23 protein-coding genes are annotated in these 21,405 nt (G+C 73.2%); 17 read left to right on the top strand and 6 right to left on the bottom strand.

Annotated elements, in window-relative coordinates; translation table 11 throughout:
* Positions 1-18: 18 nt before the first annotated feature.
* The 4 genes from mshA to ACW62_RS14130 all read left to right on the top strand — a co-directional run bounded on the left by mshA (position 19) and on the right by ACW62_RS14130 (position 3,325).
* Positions 19-1,287, top strand: coding sequence for a D-inositol-3-phosphate glycosyltransferase (gene mshA / locus ACW62_RS14145; protein WP_053204751.1), 1,269 nt, complete (start codon positions 19-21; stop codon positions 1,285-1,287).
* Positions 1,284-1,778, top strand: a complete 495-nt coding sequence (locus tag ACW62_RS14140) for a type III secretion system chaperone family protein (RefSeq protein ID WP_053204750.1) — start codon at positions 1,284-1,286, stop codon at positions 1,776-1,778. Before mshA ends, ACW62_RS14140 begins: the two co-directional genes overlap by 4 nt.
* Before the next feature lie 10 nt (positions 1,779-1,788).
* Positions 1,789-2,535 carry a phosphoglyceromutase gene (locus ACW62_RS14135; RefSeq protein WP_053204749.1) on the top strand — a complete coding sequence of 249 codons (747 nt, stop codon included), beginning with the start codon at positions 1,789-1,791 and terminating at the stop codon, positions 2,533-2,535.
* A 112-nt stretch (positions 2,536-2,647) separates the two neighbouring features.
* Positions 2,648-3,325, top strand: a complete 678-nt coding sequence (locus ACW62_RS14130) for a FadR/GntR family transcriptional regulator (protein ID WP_053204748.1) — start codon at positions 2,648-2,650, stop codon at positions 3,323-3,325.
* A gap of 168 nt (positions 3,326-3,493) precedes the next feature.
* On the opposite strand, the gene phoU is transcribed toward ACW62_RS14130, so the two are convergent.
* Positions 3,494-4,171 (bottom strand): phosphate signaling complex protein PhoU, encoded by a 678-nt coding sequence (phoU, locus tag ACW62_RS14125; protein WP_240477310.1) that lies wholly within the window; start codon positions 4,169-4,171, stop codon positions 3,494-3,496.
* Positions 4,172-4,345: 174 nt separating this feature from the next.
* Here phoU and ACW62_RS14120 point away from each other — a divergent pair, with 174 nt between their 5' ends.
* Complete coding sequence (locus tag ACW62_RS14120; protein WP_083459742.1) at positions 4,346-5,527, top strand: sensor histidine kinase; 1,182 nt, start codon at positions 4,346-4,348, stop codon at positions 5,525-5,527.
* Between the two features lie 5 nt (positions 5,528-5,532).
* On the top strand, positions 5,533-6,204 hold the full coding sequence (locus ACW62_RS14115; protein ID WP_476733809.1) for a response regulator: 672 nt from the start codon (positions 5,533-5,535) through the stop codon (positions 6,202-6,204).
* Between the two features lie 23 nt (positions 6,205-6,227).
* Here ACW62_RS14115 and ACW62_RS14110 read toward each other — a convergent pair whose 3' ends face one another.
* On the bottom strand, positions 6,228-6,800 hold the full coding sequence (locus ACW62_RS14110; RefSeq protein WP_157574751.1) for a hypothetical protein: 573 nt from the start codon (positions 6,798-6,800) through the stop codon (positions 6,228-6,230).
* Positions 6,801-7,094: 294 nt separating this feature from the next.
* Between ACW62_RS14110 and ACW62_RS14105 the strand changes: the two genes are divergently transcribed.
* The 3 genes from ACW62_RS14105 to ispF are packed head-to-tail and all read left to right on the top strand — an operon-like array spanning position 7,095 to position 8,754.
* A complete protein-coding gene (locus ACW62_RS14105) occupies positions 7,095-7,577 on the top strand; it encodes a CarD family transcriptional regulator (RefSeq protein WP_046771200.1) in 483 nt (160 codons plus the stop codon).
* Positions 7,578-7,609: 32 nt separating this feature from the next.
* The gene (gene ispD / locus ACW62_RS14100; protein ID WP_205629340.1) at positions 7,610-8,290 is read left to right on the top strand and encodes a 2-C-methyl-D-erythritol 4-phosphate cytidylyltransferase; all 681 of its coding nucleotides are present in this window, start codon (positions 7,610-7,612) and stop codon (positions 8,288-8,290) included.
* On the top strand, positions 8,287-8,754 hold the full coding sequence (ispF, locus tag ACW62_RS14095) for a 2-C-methyl-D-erythritol 2,4-cyclodiphosphate synthase (RefSeq protein WP_053204743.1): 468 nt from the start codon (positions 8,287-8,289) through the stop codon (positions 8,752-8,754). Before ispD ends, ispF begins: the two co-directional genes overlap by 4 nt.
* A gap of 224 nt (positions 8,755-8,978) precedes the next feature.
* On the opposite strand, the gene ACW62_RS14090 is transcribed toward ispF, so the two are convergent.
* Positions 8,979-11,762, bottom strand: coding sequence for an AfsR/SARP family transcriptional regulator (locus ACW62_RS14090; RefSeq protein WP_053204742.1), 2,784 nt, complete (start codon positions 11,760-11,762; stop codon positions 8,979-8,981).
* A gap of 76 nt (positions 11,763-11,838) precedes the next feature.
* A complete protein-coding gene (locus ACW62_RS14085) occupies positions 11,839-12,585 on the bottom strand; it encodes an SDR family NAD(P)-dependent oxidoreductase (RefSeq protein ID WP_053204741.1) in 747 nt (248 codons plus the stop codon).
* 148 nt (positions 12,586-12,733) lie between these two features.
* Here ACW62_RS14085 and ACW62_RS14080 point away from each other — a divergent pair, with 148 nt between their 5' ends.
* Both ACW62_RS14080 and ACW62_RS14075 read left to right on the top strand, forming a co-directional pair.
* Positions 12,734-14,026 (top strand): L-fuconate dehydratase, encoded by a 1,293-nt coding sequence (locus ACW62_RS14080; RefSeq protein ID WP_053204740.1) that lies wholly within the window; start codon positions 12,734-12,736, stop codon positions 14,024-14,026.
* Positions 14,017-14,985, top strand: a complete 969-nt coding sequence (locus ACW62_RS14075; RefSeq protein WP_053204739.1) for an aldo/keto reductase — start codon at positions 14,017-14,019, stop codon at positions 14,983-14,985. Before ACW62_RS14080 ends, ACW62_RS14075 begins: the two co-directional genes overlap by 10 nt.
* Here ACW62_RS14075 and ACW62_RS14070 read toward each other — a convergent pair.
* A complete protein-coding gene (locus ACW62_RS14070; RefSeq protein WP_053204738.1) occupies positions 14,948-15,652 on the bottom strand; it encodes a phosphatase PAP2 family protein in 705 nt (234 codons plus the stop codon). The two genes, ACW62_RS14075 and ACW62_RS14070, sit on opposite strands and share 38 nt — an antisense overlap.
* Before the next feature lie 73 nt (positions 15,653-15,725).
* Here ACW62_RS14070 and cysS point away from each other — a divergent pair, with 73 nt between their 5' ends.
* The 5 genes from cysS to ACW62_RS35240 all read left to right on the top strand — a co-directional run bounded on the left by cysS (position 15,726) and on the right by ACW62_RS35240 (position 20,630).
* Complete coding sequence (gene cysS, locus ACW62_RS14065) at positions 15,726-17,174, top strand: cysteine--tRNA ligase (RefSeq protein WP_053204737.1); 1,449 nt, start codon at positions 15,726-15,728, stop codon at positions 17,172-17,174.
* Entirely contained in the window at positions 17,174-18,148 is a 975-nt protein-coding gene (gene rlmB, locus ACW62_RS14060; protein WP_053204736.1) for a 23S rRNA (guanosine(2251)-2'-O)-methyltransferase RlmB, read from the top strand. Before cysS ends, rlmB begins: the two co-directional genes overlap by 1 nt.
* Before the next feature lie 76 nt (positions 18,149-18,224).
* Complete coding sequence (locus ACW62_RS14055) at positions 18,225-19,373, top strand: acyl-CoA dehydrogenase family protein (RefSeq protein WP_157574750.1); 1,149 nt, start codon at positions 18,225-18,227, stop codon at positions 19,371-19,373.
* A 2-nt stretch (positions 19,374-19,375) separates the two neighbouring features.
* Positions 19,376-20,161: a TrmH family RNA methyltransferase gene (locus ACW62_RS14050; RefSeq protein WP_053204735.1), complete on the top strand. Its 786-nt coding sequence runs from the start codon at positions 19,376-19,378 to the stop codon at positions 20,159-20,161.
* Positions 20,162-20,348: 187 nt separating this feature from the next.
* The gene (locus ACW62_RS35240) at positions 20,349-20,630 is read left to right on the top strand and encodes a hypothetical protein (protein ID WP_205629338.1); all 282 of its coding nucleotides are present in this window, start codon (positions 20,349-20,351) and stop codon (positions 20,628-20,630) included.
* A 43-nt stretch (positions 20,631-20,673) separates the two neighbouring features.
* Here the strand turns inward: ACW62_RS35240 and ACW62_RS14045 are convergent, their stop codons facing one another.
* Positions 20,674-20,964 carry a hypothetical protein gene (locus ACW62_RS14045; RefSeq protein ID WP_053204734.1) on the bottom strand — a complete coding sequence of 97 codons (291 nt, stop codon included), beginning with the start codon at positions 20,962-20,964 and terminating at the stop codon, positions 20,674-20,676.
* A 171-nt stretch (positions 20,965-21,135) separates the two neighbouring features.
* Between ACW62_RS14045 and ACW62_RS14040 the strand changes: the two genes are divergently transcribed.
* Positions 21,136-21,381 carry a hypothetical protein gene (locus ACW62_RS14040; protein ID WP_053204733.1) on the top strand — a complete coding sequence of 82 codons (246 nt, stop codon included), beginning with the start codon at positions 21,136-21,138 and terminating at the stop codon, positions 21,379-21,381.
* The last annotated feature ends 24 nt before the right edge of the window (positions 21,382-21,405 follow it).

Here is a 21,405-nt window from a genome sequence, read left to right as displayed (position 1 = left end):
GCGGTTGCACCGATTGTGATGTCGGGCACGCGCGGACCGCGCAGGGTGATGATGCTAAGCGTTCACACCTCACCGCTCGACCAGCCCGGTGGCGGCAACGCCGGCGGCATGAACGTGTACGTCGTCGAGCTGGCCCGGCGGCTGGCGGCGCTCGGCGTCGAGGTCGAGGTGTTCACCCGGGCCACGTCGTCCGGCCAGCCCCCGGTGGTCGAGACCGCGCCGGGCGTGCTGGTCCGGCACATCGCCGCCGGGCCGTACGAGCTGCTGCCGGTCGCCGAGGTGCCCGCACAGCTGTGCGCGTTCACGTCCGGCGTGCTGCGGGCCGAGGCGCGGCGCCCGCCGGGCTGGTACGACCTCGTCCACTCGCACTACTGGCTGTCCGGTCACGTCGGCTGGCTGGCCACCAGCCGCTGGGGCGTACCGCTGGTGCACTCGATGCACACCATGTCCAAGGTGAAGAACCTGGCGCTGGCCGAGGGCGAGCGGCCGGAGCCGCGCGAGCGGGAACTGGGCGAGGAGCAGGTGGTCGCGCACGCCGACCTGCTGGTCGCCAGCACCGACGACGAAGCCACCCAGCTGGTCGGCCTGTACGGCGCCGATCCCGGCCGGGTGGCGACGGTCCCGCCGGGCGTCGACCTCGACGTGTTCGCGCCCGGCCCGGCGGCCGCGGCCCGGGCCCGGCTGGGGCTGCCCGCCGACGCCGTCGTGCTGCTGTTCGCCGGGCGCATTCAGCCGCTCAAGGCGCCGGACGTGCTGGTGCGGGCCGCGTCGCTGCTGCTGGCCCGCGACCCCGCGCTGCGCGAGCGGCTGGTCGTCGCCGTGGTGGGCGGGCCGTCGGGGTCGGGTATGGCCGAGCCGCACGCGCTGACCCGGCTGGCCCGCACGCTCGACGTCGCCGACGTGGTGCGGTTCGAGCCGCCGGTCGGGCAGCGGGAGCTGGCGGACTGGTACCGCGCCGCCGACGTCACCGCCGTCCCTTCCTACAGCGAGTCGTTCGGGCTGGTCGCGCTGGAGTCGCAGGCCTGTGGCACGCCGGTCGTCGCGGCAGCGGTGGGTGGGCTGCGCACCGCCGTCGCGCACGGCCGGTCGGGCCTGCTGGTCGACGGTCACGACCCGGCCGACTGGGCCGACGCGTTCGCCGGGCTGATCGGCGACCCGGACCGCCTGCGCCGGCTCGGCGCCGGCGCCGTCGCACACGCGGCGGAGTTCGGCTGGGACGCCACCGCGGCCCGTATGCTCGAGGTCTACGCCCGAGCGACGCGGCACCGGCAGGTGATGACGGCATGACGACCGACGACGGTCCCGCCGCGGTCGTCCGCGCCTACCTGCGTGACTCCGGGCAGCCGTGGGACGAACCCGCGCCCGGCGAGTTCGCCGTCGAACTGCCCGGCGAGCGCAAGCTGAAGACGTCCTGCAGCCTCGCCGTCCGCGACCACAGCCTGGTCGTCAACGCGTTCGTCGCCCGCCGGCCGGACGAGAACCACGAGGGCGTCTACCGCTGGCTGCTCGAGCGCAACGCCCGCCTCTCCGGCATCGCGTTCGCCGTCGACCACGCCGGCGACGTGTACCTCGTCGGCCGGCTGCCGCTGCACGCCGTCACCGCCGACGAGGTCGACCGCCTGCTCGGCATCGTGCTCGGCACCGCCGACTCCTCCTTCAACACCATCCTGGAGCTGGGATTCGCGTCGTCCATCCGGCGCGAATGGGCGTGGCGGCTGTCGCGCGGCGAGTCGACCCGCAACCTGGCCGCCTTCGAGCACCTGAGGCCCGCACCGTAAGCTGACCGCCATGACCTATCGCCTGGTGCTGCTCCGTCACGGCGAGAGCGAGTGGAACGCGAAGAACCTGTTCACCGGGTGGGTCGACGTCGACCTCACCGCGAAGGGCGAGGCCGAGGCCCGGCGCGGAGGCGAGCTGCTGAAAGCGCGCGGCGTGCTGCCCGACGTCCTGCACACCAGCGTGCTGCGCAGGGCCATCCGCACCGCCAACATCACCCTCGACGTCGCCGACCGGCACTGGATCCCGGTGCGCCGGCACTGGCGGCTGAACGAGCGTCACTACGGCGCGCTGCAGGGCAAGGACAAGAAGCAGACGCTGGCCGAGTTCGGCGAGGAGCAGTTCATGCTCTGGCGCCGCTCGTACGACACCCCGCCGCCGCCGATCGACCCGGGCGACGAGTTCGCCCAGACCGGCGACGCCCGCTACGCCGACCTCCCGCCCGAGCTGCTGCCCGCCACCGAGTGCCTGAAGGACGTGCTCGAGCGGTTCCTGCCGTACTGGTACGACGCCGTCGTGCCCGACCTCCGCCGCGGCCAGACGGTCGCCGTCGTCGCACACGGCAACTCGCTGCGCGCGCTGGTCAAGCACCTCGACGGCATCTCCGACGACGCCATCGCCGGGCTGAACATCCCCACCGGCGTGCCGCTGGTGTACGAGCTGGACGACTCGCTGCGCCCGGTCACCGCGGGCGGCGAGTACCTCGACCCCGACGCCGCCGCGGCGGCCATCGAGGCGGTCCGGAACCAGGGTCGCTGAGCCCCTCACCCACCCCGTCCGAGGGCGTCACCAGGCAGGCCCTGGTGGCGCCCTTTCGCCAGGTGTTCGGCCGCGTATAGTCCGACCAGGGTGTCAAGGGGGAACGTGTCGCATGGCAGTGACAGACGTCGCCATCGAGAAGATCAAGCAGATGATCGTCAGCGGGGAACTGAGCCCCGGTGACCGGCTGCCGCGCGAGGCCGACCTCGCCGAGCGGCTGGGGCTGTCGCGCAGTTCCCTGCGCGAGGCGGTGCGGGCGCTGTCGCTGATCCACGTGCTCGACGTGCGGCAGGGCGACGGCACCTACGTCACCAGCCTGTCGCCCAACCTGCTGCTCGACGCGATGGCGTTCGTCGTCGACTTCCACCGCGACGACACCGTGCTGCACTTCCTGGAGGTGCGCCGCGTCATCGAACCGGCCGCCGCGGCCATGGCGGCGGTGCGGATGAGCGACGACGCCATCGCGAAGCTGGAGGAGGTCATGGCCCCGCTGGACCCGGACACCGGCGTCGAGGAGCTGGTCGCCAGCGACCTCGAGTTCCACCGGCTGATCGCCGAGGGCTCCGGCAACCCGGTGCTGTGCTCGCTGGTCGAGAGCTTGTCCGGGCCCACGCACCGGGCCCGGGTCTGGCGCGGCCTGACCCAGGAGGAGGCGGTGGCCCGCACGCTCGCCGAGCACCGGGCCATCGTCCAGGCCATCCGGTCCCGCCAGCCCGACGTCGCCCGCTCCTGGGCGACCGTCCACGTCGCCGGGGTCGAGCAGTGGTTGCGTGAGGCGCTGACGGCCTAGGTCGCGCCGCTGGTTGCGTTGGGGTCGGAGGGTCCGGTGGATGCTGCGCCCGGCTCCGCTTCGCGGCGGTGAAGCATGCCGCGTGCGCTCTTGACGCCGGGCTCCGCATCCACCGGACCCTCCTCCGGTCCGCTTGCGTCCCGTTCTCGGCGTCGCTTCGGTGGGGTTTTAGTGGCCGGCGGTGCTGTCGGCCCACTCGATCTCGCCGGTGACCAGGTAGCGCACGTTCGTGGCGATGTGCACGGCGTGGTCGGCGAACCGTTCGTAGTAGCGGCCCAGTAGCGCGATGTCGATGGCGGCTTCCACTCCGCGGCTCCACTGGTCGTCGAGGAGCTCGTGGAACAGCGACCGGTGCAGGTGGTCCATCTCGTTGTCGTCCTGCGCCAGCTCCGCGGCTGCGTCGAGATCGCGGGTGCGCAGCACCTCGGTGGCCTTGGTGGACATCTCGCAGGCGGCCTTGCCCATGGCGGCGAAGGTGCCGCGCAGCTCGTCGGGCACGGCGTGCTCGGGGTAGCGCATGCGCGCGACCTTGGCGACGTGGACGGCGAGGTCGCCCATGCGCTCGGCGTCGGACGTGCTGCGCAGGGCGGACGTGACGATGCGCAGCTCGGACGCCACCGGGCCCTGGGTGGCCATCAGCTCCAGGACCTGTTCGTCGATCTCGAGCTGGTCGCGGTTGATGCTGGAGTCCGACGCCATGGCCTGCTCGGCGGCGTCGAGGTCGGCCTCGAGCAGCGCCTTGGTGGCCAGCCCCATCAGGTCACCGGTCTTGCGGATCATCCCGATCAGCCGGCCGTTGACCTCGTCGAGCTGCTCGTGGTACGCCTCGCGCATTGGCTTCGTCATCCCTGTCATCCTGTGGGTAGGCAGGTTGCTCCTGTCTGATCAGCCTAGGTGCAAGAGATGGACGTCCAGCGCGGCAAGGTGAATGGGCCGCGAAGTCTCGGTGAACAAGGGACCGAAACCGCGCCGTGAAGTGTCTTGAAGTGGAGATGAACTCCGCTGTGGCACATAACATCGGTGGATGTGGATGCTGTGACAGCCGGAGCGCTGGCCGCGTGTGTCGGCGCAGCGGTCGGCCTGGCGGCGGGTTTGGCGTTCAAGGCCAGTGAGCGCGCGCAGCACCCGCCGGAGCCGCCTCGGACCTCCCGTGTCCCCGAGGGCGTCGACGAGGTGCTGTCGGTGCTGCGCTCCAGCGCCATCGTTCTCGACAGCGCCCTCGACGTCGTCAAGGCCAGCCCGTCGGCGTACGCGTTCGGGCTGGTCCGGCACGACCGCCTGGCCGTGCCCGAGCTGGTCGAGCTGACCGAGCGGGTCCGCCGCGACGGCCAGATCCGCGAGGTCCAGCTGGAGATCCCGCGCTCACGCGACACCACCCAGACGCTGTACGTGTCGGCGCGCGTCGCGCCGCTCAACAGCAAGCTGCTGCTGGCGCTGGTCGAGGACCGCACTCACGAGATCCGCGTCGACGAGGTCCGCCGCGACTTCGTCGCCAACGTGTCGCACGAGCTGAAGACGCCCGTCGGCGCGCTGCTGCTGCTGGCCGAGGCGGTCGAGGACGCCAAGGACGACCCCGAGGCCGTGCAGCGCTTCGCCGAGCGCATGCAGCGTGAGGGCGCCCGGCTCACCCGGCTGGTGCAGGAGATCATCGACCTGTCCCGGCTGCAGTACGACGATCCCGTCGCGTCGCCCCAGCTGGTCGACGTCGACAGCGTCGTCGAGGCGGCCCTCGACCGGAGCCGGGTCGACGCCGAGAAGAACAAGATCCGGCTCACCGCCGGCGGGACGCCGGGGCTGCAGGTGCTGGGCAACGTCGGGCAGCTGGTCATCGCGCTGGGCAACCTGGTCGAGAACGCGGTGAACTACAGCCCGCCCAACACCCGGGTCGCGGTCGGCGTCCGCCGACGGGACGACCTCGTCGAGGTCAGCGTCACCGACCAGGGGTTCGGCATCGCCGAGAGCGAGCTGGACCGCATCTTCGAGCGGTTCTACCGCGTCGATCCGGCCCGTTCCCGGGCCACCGGAGGCACCGGCCTGGGACTGTCCATCGTCAAGCACATCGCCGCCAGCCACGGCGGCGAGGTAGGCGTGTGGAGCGTGCAGGGAGCAGGGTCCACCTTCACCCTGCGACTGCCGCTGCACCCGCACCGAACCGGGCAACCGCCCGCGTTCGAGACGCCAGTTGGTAAGGAGACGCCGTGACCCGCGTGCTCGTCGTCGAGGATGAGGATTCGTTCAGCGACGCCCTGTCGTACATGCTCCGGAAGGAGGGCTTCGAGGTCGCCGTCTCCGTGACCGGCGATGACGCTCTCGACGAGTTCGACCGGGGTGGGGCCGACCTGGTCCTGCTCGACCTCATGCTGCCGGGCCTGTCCGGTACGGAGGTGTGCCGCCAACTGCGGCAGCGCTCCAACGTTCCGGTCATCATGCTGACCGCCAAGGACTCCGAGGTCGACAAGGTCGTCGGCCTCGAACTGGGCGCCGACGACTACGTCACCAAGCCGTTCTCCTCCCGCGAGCTGGTCGCGCGCATCCGGGCGGTGCTGCGCCGCGGCACCGAGCCGGCCGAGGCCAGCCAGGCGGTCCTGGGCGCCGGCCCCGTCCGCATGGACGTCGACCGCCACGTGGTCACCGTCAACGGCAGCTCCGTCCGGCTGCCGCTGAAGGAGTTCGAGCTGCTCGAGCTGCTGCTGCGCAACGCCGGCCGGGTGCTCACCCGGGCCCAGCTGATCGACCGCATCTGGGGTGCCGACTACGTGGGCGACACCAAGACGCTGGACGTACACGTGAAGCGGCTGCGGGCGAAGATCGAGCCGGACCCGGCAGTGCCGACCTACCTGCTGACGGTGCGCGGCCTCGGCTACAAGCTCGAGGCCTAGGGTGTGTCTCCCGAGTCCATGGCCTACGGCGTAGCGGTGCCGGTGGGCTGCTCCGTCGGTTCGTCGGCGGGCGTCTCCGTCGGTGCGCCGGTCGGCGCGTCCGTCGGCTCCTCCTGGTCCGGCGCCGGCTGGGCCGGCAGCGCCTCGGCGTAGGCGCCCTCGGCGGGACGGACCAGCGCCTGGACGGTGGTGCGCGGCGCGTTCTCGAACCGGAACTCGACGGAGACGGTGTAGCCGGGGACGGTGTCGACGTCGAAGCCGTCGACGCGGTCGGCGTCGGGGCCGAGGTCGGCCACGCCGCGGACCGGGAGGTCGAGCGGGCCGTCGGCGAGCTCGGCGGGGACGTCGCCGATGAGGACCTCGGCCAGTTCGTCGTCGTTGTCGCCGCGGTTGGTCAGGGTGGCGATGACGGTGGCCGTGCCGTCGCCGTCGGAGACGACCTGGACGTTGCGCAGGCCGATGTCGCCCGCCTCGGCGTTGATGCCGTTGTCGGCCGAGTACCACCGCTGGGTCTGCTCCTGAATGCTGCAGCCGGCGGCGCCCAGCATCAGGACAGGGGCGGCGACGAGAACCAGACGCCGGACAGCAACCTTCACCACGTGCTCCTCGGAAAGCGCGCTCACACTGGACAGACCGCGGACCACAGTACCGGCGCCGTCCCGGCGGCTGGTCACCGGCACCCGCTCCTACCTGGTGGGACGGCAAGATCGACGACCTTGGAATGGGGCTAAACGGACACTCCGGATCGGCTGCCGGTCGCGTATGACGAGCGACCGCAGCACGCCGAATGGGCTTTTGTCAACCCCCATCACTGGCGCTGACCAGCACAAACGCTTATCCGGGCGGTGAAAATCGTGCTATCATCGGTGGGGGAAAGGGGACAGGAACACATGACTTTCAAGGTCGGCGAAACGGTTGTCTACCCCCATCACGGGGCCGCGCTCATCGAGGCGATCGAGTCCCGGGTCATCAAAGGAGAGGAACGCCAGTACCTCGTCCTCAAGGTCACGCAAGGCGACCTGACCGTCCGCGTTCCGGCGGACAACGTCGACCTCGTCGGCGTACGCGACGTCGTCAACCAGGAAGGGCTCGATCGCGTCTTCGAGGTGCTGCGCCTGCCGCACACCGAAGAGCCCACCAACTGGTCGCGCCGGTACAAGGCGAACCTCGAGAAGCTGGCGTCCGGCGACGTCATCAAGGTCGCCGAGGTCGTCCGCGATCTCTGGCGGCGCGAGCGTGACCGCGGGCTGTCCGCGGGCGAGAAGCGCATGCTGGCCAAGGCCCGTCAGGTGCTCGTCTCCGAACTGGCGCTGGCCGAGAACACGAACGAGGACAAGGCCGAGACACTGCTCGACGAGGTCCTTGCAGGCTGACACGCGCGCGTCGAACGGGGCATGATCCCGTCGTGAGCGTTGCGTGCATCGTGGTCGCCGCCGGTCGTGGTGAGCGACTGGGCGAAGGTCGCCCGAAGGCGTTCGTCGAGGTCGGCGGACGTCCCCTGGTCTGGCATGCACTGCGGGCCGCCACCGGCGCCGCGCGAGTGACGCACGTCGTCGTGGTGGCGCCCGGCGGCATGGAGGGCGATCCCGCGTTGGCCGGCGCGGCCGCCGTCGTCCCGGGTGGGTCGACGCGGCAGCAGTCGGTCGCGAACGGGCTGGCGGCGCTGCCTGACGACACCGAGGTGGTGCTGGTGCACGACGCCGCCCGCTGCCTGGCGCCGTCCGAGCTGTTCGACGCCGTCGCCGCCGACGTCATGGCGGGGCACGAGGCCGTCATCCCGGGCCTGCCGGTGGTCGACACCCTGAAGGCGGTCGACGCCGCCGGCCTGGTCACCGCGACCCCCGACCGCGCCGTGTTGCGCGCCGTCCAGACGCCGCAGGGCTTCGGCCGCGGCGTCCTCGAGCGGGCGCACGCGGCCGCCGTCGAACGCGGCGACGTCGACGCGCCCGACGACGGCGCGCTGGTCGAGCGCATCGGGCTGCCGGTGCATGTCGTCGCGGGGCACGCCGACGCGTTCAAGGTGACCCGGCCGCAGGACCTGCTGCTCGCCTCGGCGGTGCTCGCACGGCGGGCGGCCGCGGTGTGACCCGGGTCGGGCTGGGCGTCGACGTCCACCGCATCGAGCCGGGCCGTCCGTGCTGGGTGGCCGGGCTGCACTGGCCGGACGAGCCGGCCGGCCCGGTCGGCCACTCCGACGGCGACGTCGCCGCGCACGCCGTCTGCGACGCCCTGCTGTCCGCCGCCGGCCTGGGTGACCTCGGCGCCGTCTTCGGCACCGACCGCCCGGAGTGGGCCGGCGCCTCCGGCGTCGCGCTGCTGGGCGAGACCGCGCGGTTGGTCCGGGCCGCGTCGTTCACCATCGCCAACGCGTCGGTCCAGGTCATCGGCGTCCGTCCGCGCGTGGGCAGCCGCCGCGACGAGGCCCAAGCCGTCCTGTCCGACGCGATCGGCGCGCCGGTCAGCGTCAGCGGCACCACCACCGACGGGCTCGGCCTCACCGGCCGCGGCGAAGGCCTGGCCGCCGTGGCCACCGCCTTGCTGCTTCAGTAGCCACGGCTGACGCCACCCGCAGAGCATGCCCGGCCTCGGCGCCGAACCGGCGGGCGACGGTCACCCCGCGCCTCGGGCGGGCCGACGGTCCGGCGGGACGGGTACGGTCCCCGCCCGGCCGGGAGGGAATCCCACCCTACGGGCGGGCACCGACAACGTCGCGCGACGCGACGTACCGCCGGTGCGCGGGCCGGGATCGGCCGTGTGACGCCCGCCCCTCGTGCTCAGGTGTCGCGCAGCACCGACGGTGGCTCGGGGACCGGCGCCGCCATGATCTCGGTGACCTCGGCGTCGGTCAGGGCGCCGCCGTCGCGGAGCAGTTCGAGCGCTTGCCGCCACTCCGCGCGGGCGGCGTCGAGGCCGCCGAGCTGGTGTCGTGCGGAGCCGAGCCGCCACCGGGCCACGATGTGCCGGCGCGTGTGGCCATGGCGCCGGAAGACCGCGGCCGCCTGTTCGGCCGCCGCCAGAGCGTCGGCGGGCTGGTCCTGGTCGAGGTGCAACTGGCTGACGTTGAGCAGGACGGCGGCGGCGCCGATCTCGTCGCCGATCTCCGTGTAGGCGCGCAGGGCCTCCTGGTAGGCGGCGAACGCCTCGTCACCGTGGACGTGTTGCGACCAGGCCAGGTTGTTCAGCGTCCGGGCCACGGCGCCCCGATCGCCGCGGGCACGCAGGATCGTCAGTGCGCGGTGGTGGTAGGCGACGGCATCGCCGAACCGGCCGGCCAGCCGCGACGCGTTTCCCAGCGAGTCCAGCACCAGCGCCTGGCCGGTCGTGTCGGCGAGCTGGTCGAACAGCAGCAGCGCCGCCCGCAGGTCCACCATCGCCTCGTCCGGCCGGCCCCGGATCGCCGCCGCCATCCCCAGGTCGTTCCGGGCCGCGGCCGTCAGCTCTGGCAGCTCGGCACGATCGGCGACGCTCAGGGCGATGGCCGGGACGGTGGCGAGCTCCGGCCACAGGTACTGGCTGTGGAAGAGCTGGACGAGCACCGCGGACAGGGCCCCCACCAGGGGCGGGCCGTCGCCGGGCAGCGTCGCGGCGTACCGGACCGACGCCACCAGGCCGGCCGCCTCGGCGCGGATCCAGGCGCCGGCCGCCTCGCCGTCGGCGAAGTCGAGGGGCGGCTCGCTCACATCCTCGTCGCGGATGCCGGTCCGCTGCCGCCAGTCCCGGCCCGGCGCCACCACGTGCATGGCTGCTCGGGCGGTCGCCAGCTGGTGGTGGACGACGCGCAGCCGGGCGGCCCGCCGCTCGGCCGGCGTGGACGTCTCGGTGGCGCGTTCGCGGGCGTAGAACCGCAGCAGGTCGTGCAGCGCGTACCGGTCCGCGCCGGCGGCGTCGAGCAACCCGGCCTCGACCAGCCGGTCCAGCTGGCGGGTCGCGGCCGCCACCGGCTGGCTGGTCAGCGCCGCGACGACCGCCGGCGTGGCGTCGGCGAGATGCAGCATCCCGAGTGCGACGAACGTGTGCGCGGCCTCCTTCGGCAGCGCGAGGAACCCGACGGCGCAGCTGGCTCGCACCGCGAGGTCGCCGTGCTCGAGCTCGTCCAGGCGAGCGGCGCTGTCGCGCAGCCGGTCGCGCAGCGCGTCGAGCGACCAGTCCGGCCGGGCCACCAGCCGGGCGCCGGCGATGCGCAGGGCGAGCGGCAGCCGGTCGCACATCGCGGCGATCTCGGCCGCGGCGCGCGGGTCGGTCGTGACGCGGTCGGCGCCGGCCAGGCGGCCCAGCAGGGCGACGGCCTCGCGCTCGCTCAGCGCGGTCAGCCGCAGGTGCCAGGCGACGTCCAGGGCGCCGAGCACCGCCCGGCTGGTCACCACGACGGCCGACCCGGACGCGCGGCCGGGCAGCAGCGGCCGCACCTGGGCGGCGTCGGCCGCGTTGTCCAGCACGATCAGCAGCCGGCGGTCGGCCGTGACCGAGCGGAACGCGGCGGCCGCCTCGTCGGTCGTCATGGGGATGTCGTTGTCGGGGACGCGCAGCGACCGCAGCAGCCGGCTCAGCGCCTCCCGCGGCGGGATCGGCTCGGCCCCTGGCGTCGACCCCTGCAGGTTGAGGTAGAGCTGGCCGTCCGGGAAGGCGCCGGCCGCCGTGTTGGCCGCCTGCCGGGCCAGCGCCGACTTGCCGACCCCGCCCGGGCCGCTGATCGCCACGACCGCGTGGTCGCCGCCGCGCAGCCGCTCGACCAGCTCGCGGCGCACCGTCTCGCGGCCGACGAAGGTCCCCTCGGCCGCGGGCAGCTCCGACGGCGCCGGCCGCGGCTCGGCCGGGCGGGGCGCCGCGATGCCGCTGTCGTCGGACAGGATCGACTGGTGCAGCTCGCGCAGCTCCGCGCCGGGCTCGATGCCGAGCTCGTCGACGGCCAGACGCCGGCCCTCGGCGTAGGCATCCAGCGCCTCCGCGGTGCGCCCGGACCGATGCAGGGCGAGCATGAGCAGCCCGCGCAGCTCCTCCCGGAGCGGATGCTCGTACACCAGCGCCACCAGCTCGCCCACCACCTGGGCGGCCCGGCCGAGCGCGAGGCCGGCCCGCAGCCGGTCGGCCAGTGCGACCAGCCGCAGCTCGGTGAGCCGCGCGATCTGCAGCCGCACCGGCTCGGCTTCCTCGTGGCCGGCATACGGCGAGCCACGCCACAGGTCGAGCGCCGCGGTCAGCGTGTCGTGCGCCGCCGCGGCGTCGCCGGCCGACAGCTGCGCGTGCCCGCGAGCGGCCGTGCGCTCGAACCGCGCGTCGTCGGCCTCGTCGTCGCCGACCTGCAGCCGGTACCCGGCCGGGCCGAACGAGATGCGGCCGGCGCCGAGCCGCTGGCGCAGTCGATGCACGTGCACCTGCAGGTTCGTGCGCGTCGCGGGCGCGTCGTCCCACAGCAGGTCGACCAGCCGGTCGGCCGGCACCGGTTCGTCGCGGTGACACAGCAGGACGGCCAGCAGGAGGCTCTGTTTCGCCGCCGCGGGAGTGACGTCGGCGCCGGAGTCGGCCAGGGCACGTAGTGGCCCCAGAACCCCGAACTCCACCCGTCGTCCTCCGCTTCGGCCATCACCCCTGCGTGTCAGCCGGACAGTTTACGGGCACGTGGCCGGGCGCCGCGGCTCACTTGCGTAGTCGGAGGGCCTGCATGCCGCCGTCGACGGCGATGGTGGTGCCGGTGACGGAGCCGGCGGACGGCCCGGCGAGGTAGGCGATGGCGGCGGCGATGTCCTCGGGCGGGACGAGCCGGCCGGTGGGCTGGCGGGCCTCGAGGGCGGCGCGTTCGGCGGCGGGGTCGGCGGCGGCGTCGAGCAGCCGGGAGACCCACGGGGTGTCGGCGGTGCCGGGGCTGACGGCGTTGACGCGGATGCCGTCGGGCAGGTGGTCGGCGGCCATGGCCTGGGTGAGCGACAGCACGGCGCCCTTGGTGGCGGAGTAGAGGGCCCGCTGGGGGAGCCCGGCGGTCGCGGCGATGGAGCAGACGTTGACCACGGCGGCGTGCTGGGACTTGCGCAGGTGCGGGAGGGCGGCGCGGGTGACCCGGACCATGCCGACGACGTTGACGTCGTAGACGCGGTGCCACTCGTCGTCGGAGTTGTCCTCGACGGTGCCCGCGGCGCCGACGCCGGCGTTGTTGACGACGATGTCGAGGCCGCCGAACCGCTCGGCGACGGCGTCGACGGCGGCGGTGACGCCGTCGGAGTCGGTGACGTCGCACCGAACGGCGTAGAGGCCGGACGGTGCGACGTCGACGGAGCGGTCCAGCACGCCGACCGACGCGCCGGACGCGGCCAGCAGCTGTGCCGTCGCCAGCCCGATGCCCGACGCGCCGCCGGTGACCACCGCGGTCAGGCCATCCAGTTCACCCATCGTCCGCTCCTGTTTCGTCGAGGCTCGATCGCGCGAGACATCCTACGTCACCATGGTCAGACCACAGCATCGTCCCCCGGTCGTGGCAGACTGTCCGGGCAGACATCGGATGTTATGCGTCCCCGCGCCATGGATCAGAAGGGCCGCCATGAGTCAGATCACCGCTCTCGACACGTTCGACCTACGTTTCCCGACGTCGCGGATGCTGGACGGGTCGGACGCGATGAACCCCGACCCGGACTACTCCGCCGCGTACGTCGTCCTGCGCACCGACGACGACGGCCCGGACGGTCACGGGTTCGTGTTCACCATCGGCCGGGGCAACGACGTGCAGGTCGCGGCGATCGACGCGCTCGCTCCGCTGCTGGTGGGCGCGGACGTCGAGGCGCTGCTGTCCGACCTCGGCGGCGCCTGGCGGCGGCTGGTGCACGACTCGCAGCTGCGCTGGCTCGGCCCGGAGAAGGGCGTCATGCACATGGCCGTCGGCGCGGTGGTGAACGCGCTGTGGGATCTCGCGGCCAAGCGGGCCGGGGCGCCGCTGTGGCGGCTGCTGTCCGATCTCTCGCCGGAGCGGCTGGTCGACCTCGTCGACTTCCGCTATCTCACCGACGTGCTCGATCCGGCCGAGGCGCTGCACCTGCTGCAGGCGGCCGAGGCGGGGAAGGCCGAGCGCGCGGCGACGCTGCTGGCCGAGGGCTACCCGGCGTACACCACCACGCCGGGCTGGCTCGGCTACGACGACGCCAAGCTGGCCCGGCTCACCCGCGAGGCGCTGGCCGCCGGGTTCACCCAGATCAAGCTCAAGGTCGGCGGCGACCTCGACGACGACATCCGCCGCCTGGCCATCGCCCGGGAGATCTGCGGCCCCGACATCCGCATCGCCATCGACGCGAACCAGCGCTGGGACGTCGACGAGGCGGTCCGCTGGGTGAAGGAGCTGGCGCCGTTCGACCCCTGGTGGGTCGAGGAGCCGACCAGCCCCGACGACGTCCTCGGCCACGCCGCGATTGCGCAGCGCATCGCCCCGATCCGGGTCGCCACCGGCGAGCACGTCGCCAACCGCGTCATGTTCAAGCAGCTGTTGCAGGCCGGTGGGACGCAGATCGTGCAGATCGACGCCACCCGGGTCGCCGGTGTGAACGAGAACTTGGCGATCCTGCTGCTCGCCGCGAAGTTCGGCGTCCCGGTCTGCCCGCACGCCGGCGGCGTCGGCCTGTGCGAGGCGGTCCAGCACCTTGCGATGGCCGACTACGTCGCCGTCAGCGGCACCCTGCAGGACCGCGTCATCGAGTACGTCGACCACCTGCACGAGCACTTCGCCGACCCGGTCCGGGTCGAGAACGGCCGCTACCTGGCGCCGACGCGGCCCGGCGCCGGCACCGAGATGCTGGCGCCGTCGATCCGGGCGCACCGGTTCCCGGACGGTGCCGTATGGCGCTGAGGCTGTCGCGGCTGGGGTTCGGCGCCGCGCCGATCGCCGGCCTCTACACCGCCGTCGACGAGGACACCGCGGCCGCCACCGTCGACGCCGCCTGGGACGCCGGCGTCCGCTACTTCGACACCGCGCCGCACTACGGGCTCGGCGTCTCCGAGCGGCGGCTGGGCGCCGCGCTGGCGCACCGGCCGCGGGCCGAGTACGTCGTGTCCACGAAGGCCGGGCGGCTGCTGGTCCCCGACGAGCGCGGCGGCACCGACGACGAGGGCAGCTTCGCCGTCGCGGCCACCCACCGCCGGGTCTGGGACCTCAGCCGCGACGGCATCCGGCGCAGCCTCGACGACAGCCTGACCCGGCTCGGCCTGGACCGCGTCGACGTCCTCTACCTGCACGACCCCGAGGACCGCATGGACGAGGCGATGGCCACCGCGGTCCCGGCGCTGGCCGAGCTGCGCGACGAGGGTGCCGTCACCGCCGTCGGCGCCGGGTCCAAGGACGCGGCCGCGCTGGCCCGGCTGGTCCGCGGCGGCGGGCTGGACGTCGTCATGGTGGCCGGCCGCTACACGCTGCTGGAACAGCCCGCGCTGACCGAGCTGTTCCCCGCCTGCACCGCTGCCGGGACCGTCGTCGTGGCCGCCGGCATCTACAACTCCGGCCTGCTCGCGGCGCCGGACCCGGACCCCGGCAGCACGTACGAGTACGGCGCGGTGCCGCCGGCCGTGCTGGCCCGTGCCCGCGACCTCGCCACCGTCTGCGCCGAGCACGACGCCGTCCTGCCGCAGGCCGCACTGCAGTTCCCGTTGCGCCACCCACTGGTACGGTCCGCCGTCGTCGGCATGCGCAGCCCGGCCGAGGTGCGCCAGAACGCCGCGTGGCTGGACGCACCTGGAGCGCCCGGGCTGTGGGCCGCGCTGGAGGCGCGCGGGCTCACTCCCGCCGAGGAAGGCGCAGCGGCGGCGCCTTGAGCACCGTCACCGAGATCATCAGGGCCAGCAGCCCCAGCGCCATGCCCCCGGGGATGTCGCTGACCCAGTGGTAGTCGAGGGCGGTCATGAGGAACCCGGTGACCACGACCAGCGTGCCGGCCACCCAGAGGTAGCGGCGGAACCGGACCGGGTCGGGCTTCAGGCCGTTGGCCCCGAACAGCACCACGACCAGCAGGAACCACGTCAGGGTGGCGTTGGCGGTGTGCCCGGACGGGAACGCCTGCCCGACGCCGTGCAGGACGTCCTGGCCGCTGGCCGGCGGCGTGCGGCCCAGCCCGAACTTGATCCAGTACCCGATGAACAGCACCGTCGCCAGCCCGGCCACGATGGCGATCAGCACCCGGACGCTGCGCTGCTTGTAGGCCACGAACAGGCCCACCGCGGCGATGATCGGCAACGTGTAGAGCCGTTGCCCGCCGAACCTCGCCACGGTGTCGAGCAGTGTCTTCGTGAGGCCGCCGGGCTGGCGCGTGTCGACGTAGACGTGGAAGTCCCAGTCCCAGCCGATGAACCACGTGCGCTCCAGCACCAGCCAGGTCATCAGGCCCAGCAGGGCGGCGCTGACCAGGCCGGCCGACACCGACGGCGCCCACCACGGCCACTCACGCCGGGTGGACACTCGGGTCTGTGCGTCGTCGGTCACCATGGTCACCGTTCATTGTTCCCCATCGTGCCCGCGATCGGGGAACGGCGACGCCCGCCCCCGCTACCCTTGTCCGGTGAGTCTTCGCCTGTACGACACCGCCAGCAGTGAGATCCACGACTTCGTTCCGGTCACGCCGGGCCAGGTCGGGATCTACCACTGTGGGCTGACCGTGCAGGGGCCGCCGCACATCGGGCACATCCGCAAGGAAGTCGTCTTCGACGTGCTGCGTCGCTGGTTCGAGCACAACGGGTACGAGGTCACCATCGTGGCCAACGTCACCGACATCGACGACAAGATCCTCACCAAGTCGGCCGAGGCGGGCCGTCCGTGGTGGGCGTGGGCGTACGAGAACGAGCGCGCGCTCGACGCCGCCTACGAGGTGCTCGGCTGCCTGCCGGCCACCTATCAGCCACGGGCCACCGGGCATATCCCCGAGATGGTCGAGCTGATGGACGAGCTGATCGAGCGAGGTCACGCCTACGCGGCCGAGGACGGCTCCGGCGACGTCTACTTCGACGTGCGCTCGTGGCCGTCGTACGGCGAGCTGTCCGGCCAGAAGATCGACGAGATGGAGGCGGCCGCCGACGCCGACCCGCGCGGCAAGCGCGACCCCCGCGACTTCGCGCTGTGGAAGGGGCACAAGCCCGGCGAGCCCGAAACCGCGTCCTGGGCGACACCGTTCGGCCACGGCCGCCCCGGCTGGCACCTGGAGTGCTCGGCGATGGCCGGCAAGTACCTCGGCGCCGAGTTCGACATCCACGGCGGCGGCATCGACCTGCGCTTCCCGCACCACGAGAACGAGCTGGCCCAGTCGCGCGCCGCCGGGCGCGCGTTCGCCCGCACCTGGATGCACAACGGCTGGGTCACCACCGCCGGCGAGAAGATGAGCAAGTCGCTCGGCAACTCGCTGCTGGTCGCCGATGTCGTGCAGCGCATCCGGCCGATCGAGCTGCGCTACTACCTCGCCGCGCCGCACTACCGCAGCCACGTCGAGTTCTCCGAGGAGGCGCTGGCCGAGGCCGCCGCGGCGTTCCGGCGCATCGAGGGCTACGTCGTCCGCGCCACCGAGGTGACCACCGACGTCCAGCCGGCCGGCGACGTCCCCGCGGCGTTCCGGGCGGCCATGGACGACGACCTTTCCGTGCCGCAGGCGCTGGCCGTGCTGTTCGACGCCGTCCGCGAGGGCAACACACTGCTGACGTCCGGCGAGCGGGTCGAGCTGCGGGCCAACCTCGCGTCGGTGCGGGCCATGCTCGGCGTGCTGGGCATCGACCCGCTGGCCGAGCCGTGGCTGGGGCTCGGGACGATCGGCAGCGGCGGCGACCGCCTGCGCGGCGCCGTCGACGTCCTCGTCCACACCGTGCTCGAGCAGCGCCAGCAGGCTCGAGAGAACCGCGACTTCGCCGCCGCGGACGCATTGCGTGACCGGCTCAAGGCGGCCGGCATCGTCGTCGAGGACAACCCCGACGGCACTCGCTGGCAACTCGCCGACGAGCCCGGTGACCTCGGAGGCAACGACTGATGGCAGGCAATTCCCAGCGCCGCGGCGCCATGCGCAAGACCGGCACGAAGAAGGGCATGGTCGTCGGCTCCGGCGGGCAGCGGCGCAAGGCGCTCAAGGGCAAGGGGCCGACGCCGAAGGCCGAGGAACGCACCGCTCACCCGGCCGCCCGCAAGTCGGCCGCCGCGCGGAAGGCGGCCGAGAAGTCCGGCGCGCCTCGTCGCGGCGCCGGAACCGGCCGGCCGGGCGCCGCCGAGACCGTCGCCGGGCGCAACGCCGTCGTCGAGGCGTTGCGGGCCGAGGTGCCGGTCAAGGCGCTCTACGTGGCCGAGCGCATCGACAGCGACGACCGCGTCCGCGAGGTGCTGAAGATCGCCGCCGAGCGTGGCCTGCCGCTGCTCGAGTCGCCGCGCTCGGAACTGGACCGCATCACCGCCGGCGCCGTGCACCAGGGGCTGGTGCTGACGCTGCCGCCGTACGAGTACGCCGACCCCGCCGACCTCGTCTCCGCCGCGTTCGACGCCGGCGAGGTGCCGCTCGTCGTCGCGCTCGACGGCGTCACCGACCCGCGCAATCTCGGCGCCGTCGTCCGCTCGGCCGCCGCGTTCGGCGCCCACGGTGTCGTCGTGCCCGAGCGGCGCAGCGCCGGCATGACGGCCGGCGCCTGGAAGACCTCGGCCGGCGCGGCCGCCCGGCTGCCGGTCGCGAAGGCGACCAACCTGGCCCGGGCGTTGCGCGCCTACCAGGAGGCCGGGCTGTTCGTCATCGGGCTCGACGGCGCCGGCGACACCGACATCGCCGCCGCCCGCGCGCTCGACCAGCCGCTGTGCCTGGTGGTCGGGTCCGAGGGCGCCGGCATGTCGCGCATCGTCACCGAGACCTGCGACCTGGTGGTGCGCATCCCCATCGCGAACAGCGTCGAGTCGCTCAACGCGGGCGTCGCGGCCGGGGTCGCGCTCTACGAGGTCACCCGCGCCAGGGCCGCCGCCGAGTAGCGGTAGGCTACGGCCGATCACCGCCGTCGTCCGGGCGATCCTCGGTCACGGCGCGACCCCGCGGAGGTAACCGGACGTGTCCGTGGAGCGCATGCTGCCCACGCCCGAGGCCGTCGACCTGATCGGCCTGGTTCGCGATATTGCCGAGCGCGAGCTGCGCCCGCGCGCGGCCGCGGCGGAGGAGGCGGGCGAGTACCCGCGCGACCTCGTCCGCACGCTGGGCCGTATCGGCTTGCTCGGCCTGCCGTACGAGGAGGCCTACGGCGGCGGCGCCCAGCCGTACGAGGTGTACCTCCAGGTCCTGGAGGAGCTGGCCGAGCGGTGGGCCACCGTCGCCCTGACCGTCAGCGTCCACTCGCTGTCCTGCTGGCCGCTGGCCACGCACGGCACCGTCGAGCAGCGTAAACGCTGGCTGCCCGACCTCATCGGCGGCGACCTGCTGGGCGCGTACTGCCTGTCCGAGCCGCAGGCCGGGTCCGACGCCGCGGCGCTGACCACGCGGGCGGTGCGCGACGGCGACGCGTATGTGCTGACCGGCACCAAGGCGTGGATCACGCACGGCGGCATCGCCGACTTCTACACCGTGTTCGCCCGCACCTCCGACGACGGGTCGCGCGGCATCTCGTGCTTCCTGGTGCCCGCCGACCTCCCCGGGCTGTCCTTCGGCGCGCCGGAGAGGAAGATGGGGCTGACCGCGTCGCCCACCACCATCGTCAACCTCGACGGCGTCCGGGTGCCGGTGGAGCGGCGCATCGGCCGCGAGGGCGACGGCTTCGGCATCGCGCTCGAGGCGTTGAACTCCGGCCGGCTCGGCGTCACCGCCGTCGCGACCGGTCTCGCCGAGGCCGCGTTGCAGGCCGCCGTCGAGTACGCGCGCGAACGCGAGCAGTTCGGCAAGCCGATCATCGACCACCAGGGCCTCGGCTTCCTGCTCGCCGACATGGCGGCCGGGGTCGAGTCGGCCCGAGCGCTGTACGTGGTGGCCGCCCGCCGGCGCGACGCGTCGATGCCGTTCCGGCACCAGGCCAGCGTGGCGAAACTGGTCGCCACCGACAACGCGATGCAGGTGACGACGGACGCCGTCCAGGTGCTCGGCGGCGCCGGGTACACCCGCGACCACCCGGTCGAGCGATACTTCCGCGAGGCCAAGGTGATGCAGATCTTCGAGGGCACCAACCAGATCCAGCGGCTGGTCATCTCGCGTGAGCTGCGGTCGCCCGGGTGAGGATGGTCGAGCGGCGCAACGCCACCTTCCAGCAGTGGCAGGCGTTGCTGACCAACCGGTCCAAGCGGCAGGCCAGCGGCGAACTGCTGGTCCAGGGCGTGCGGCCGATCACGCTGGCCGCCGCGGCCGGGGTGCCGTTCGTGTCCCTGCTGTTCGACGGCCGGCCGCGCCCGTCGTCCTGGGCGTCGGACCTGATGGCGTCCGGGCTCGCGCCGGTCGTGCGGGTGGCGCCGTCACTGCTGGCCGAGCTGGGTGAGCGCTCCGACGGCGCGCCCGAGCTGCTCGCCGTCGTCCGCCGTCCTTCCGACTCCGTCTCCCGGCTGCCCGAGGTGGCCGCGCCGCTGATCGTGGTGTTCGACCGGCCCGCGTCGCCCGGCAACGTCGGGTCGCTGGTGCGGTCGGCGGACGCGCTCGGCGCCCACGCCGTCGTGGTGACGGGGCATGCGGCGGACCCGTGGGACCCGCAGTCGGTGCGGGCCAGCACCGGGTCGGTGTTCACCATCCCGGTGCTGCGGCTGCCCGGGCCGGCGCCGCTGCTCACCTGGGCCGCCTCCGCCGGCGCGACGGTCGTCGGCACCGACGAGACGGGCACGGTGGAGCTGGTGGGCGCCCCGCTGGCCGGCGCCGTCGTCGTCGTGATCGGCAACGAGACCACCGGCATGAGCCGTGCCTGGCGCGACGCCTGCGACGTCATCGCCCGCATCCCCATGACCGGTGGCGCCAGTTCCCTCAACGCGGCCGCCGCCGGCGCCGTCGTCCTCTACGAGGCGTTGCGCCAGCGGTCGTAACTAGCCTTTCATCGTTCGCACGACTATTTGAGTTTGTGACCTTGAACTTAGGTGCTACATCCGTGCACTGAACGGACCGGATGCGGACGGCCTGTCGGGGATCGCCAGTTCCCGCATCGAGGGGATCGCGTCGTCGCCGCAGCAGGTGGCGCTGGCCGAGCTGGGGCAGTCTGAGTCGGTGCGGGGCGTGAGCGAGCAGGCTCGCCTGGTCGCCAACGACATGACGGTCGTGCGGCGGCCAGCGCGGCCGTCAACGCGTGGCTGGGCCTGTTCGTCCGGTCGCCGCGCGCCTGGACGCCCTTCGTCACCTGATCATCTTCAGGTAAACGATCAGGTGACGAAGGACCTGGCGACGGCCACGTTTCGTCACCTGATCAACTTCAGCATGCGGACCGAAAACGATCAGGTGACGTACACGCGACGATCGCCGGGGGTTGCGTCACCTGATCGTTTCGCGGCCGGCGACTGATCGTCTCGCGGCCGGCGACCCACCCCGTTCCGGCGAGGACGGCTCAGCCGAGCGGATGCACCGTCGTCTCGCGGTCGGCCTCGAAGACGAGGAACCGCTCGCCCCGGCCGACCCGGCGGCCGAGCGGCAGCCGCTGGCGGCCGCGATCGAGCGGGCCGGTGTAGACGTCGGTCTCGTGCACCCGGTAGAGCGGGTCCAGCCGGTGCAGTGTGACGTCCACGTGGGCGGGTTTGCGCAGCACCAGCACGATGCTGTTGTCGCCGGACTCGTAGGCGGCGGCGCCGACGATGCGGGTGTCGCGGTTGGGCGCCGTGACGACCTCGCGGATCTGCACGCGTCGGCGATCGCGGTCGAGCAGTCGTCCTCCCTGCGCGACCGGATCAACGAGCTGCGGGCCGAATGGGAGGCGCGCCTGGCCGCGTATCGCGGCTCGATCGGGCTGCGGGCAGCGCCGCGGGCGGACTCAGCCGTCGCGCGTCTGCTCGGGCAGCTGTCGGAGGCGCCGGTGGTGACCGCGACGACGCTGACGCGGATCCTTCACGTCTTGTTCCCGGCCGCGACGGCGGCGCTGGAGGAGCTACGTCAGGCGGGGATCCTGCGCACCAAGGCGATCGAGCGCGGCGCGACCGCCTACATCGCCGGCGAGGTGCACGACCTGATCATGATCGCCGAGCGGGCGTTGGCCAGCACCAGGTTCGACACCCGCGTGGCCGGGCCGGACCGCCCGGTCCCCGCCGTTCCCCGGCGCTGAACGCGCGAGAGCCGGGACCGGTCT

Origin of the sequence: Jiangella muralis (assembly GCF_001270745.1) — a bacterium.
Classification (GTDB): Bacteria; Actinomycetota; Actinomycetes; order Jiangellales; family Jiangellaceae; genus Jiangella; species Jiangella muralis.
This window is presented reverse-complemented; position numbering and strand designations above follow the sequence as displayed.

What these genes read in the sequence shown, in the direction of transcription:
- rlmB (WP_053204736.1), top strand. Translation starts at nt 17,174, where the DNA reads ATGGCAGGCAATTCCCAGCGCCGCGGCGCCATGCGCAAGACCGGCACG.
- mshA (WP_053204751.1), top strand. Translation starts at nt 19, where the DNA reads ATGTCGGGCACGCGCGGACCGCGCAGGGTGATGATGCTAAGCGTTCAC.
- ACW62_RS14105 (WP_046771200.1), top strand. Translation starts at nt 7,095, where the DNA reads ATGACTTTCAAGGTCGGCGAAACGGTTGTCTACCCCCATCACGGGGCC.
- ACW62_RS14075 (WP_053204739.1), top strand. Translation starts at nt 14,017, where the DNA reads ATGGCGCTGAGGCTGTCGCGGCTGGGGTTCGGCGCCGCGCCGATCGCC.
- ACW62_RS14130 (WP_053204748.1), top strand. Translation starts at nt 2,648, where the DNA reads ATGGCAGTGACAGACGTCGCCATCGAGAAGATCAAGCAGATGATCGTC.
- ACW62_RS14070 (WP_053204738.1), bottom strand. Translation starts at nt 15,652, where the DNA reads ATGGTGACCGACGACGCACAGACCCGAGTGTCCACCCGGCGTGAGTGG.
- ACW62_RS14050 (WP_053204735.1), top strand. Translation starts at nt 19,376, where the DNA reads ATGGTCGAGCGGCGCAACGCCACCTTCCAGCAGTGGCAGGCGTTGCTG.
- ACW62_RS14135 (WP_053204749.1), top strand. Translation starts at nt 1,789, where the DNA reads ATGACCTATCGCCTGGTGCTGCTCCGTCACGGCGAGAGCGAGTGGAAC.
- ACW62_RS14085 (WP_053204741.1), bottom strand. Translation starts at nt 12,585, where the DNA reads ATGGGTGAACTGGATGGCCTGACCGCGGTGGTCACCGGCGGCGCGTCG.
- phoU (WP_240477310.1), bottom strand. Translation starts at nt 4,171, where the DNA reads ATGACGAAGCCAATGCGCGAGGCGTACCACGAGCAGCTCGACGAGGTC.
- ACW62_RS14080 (WP_053204740.1), top strand. Translation starts at nt 12,734, where the DNA reads ATGAGTCAGATCACCGCTCTCGACACGTTCGACCTACGTTTCCCGACG.
- ACW62_RS14140 (WP_053204750.1), top strand. Translation starts at nt 1,284, where the DNA reads ATGACGACCGACGACGGTCCCGCCGCGGTCGTCCGCGCCTACCTGCGT.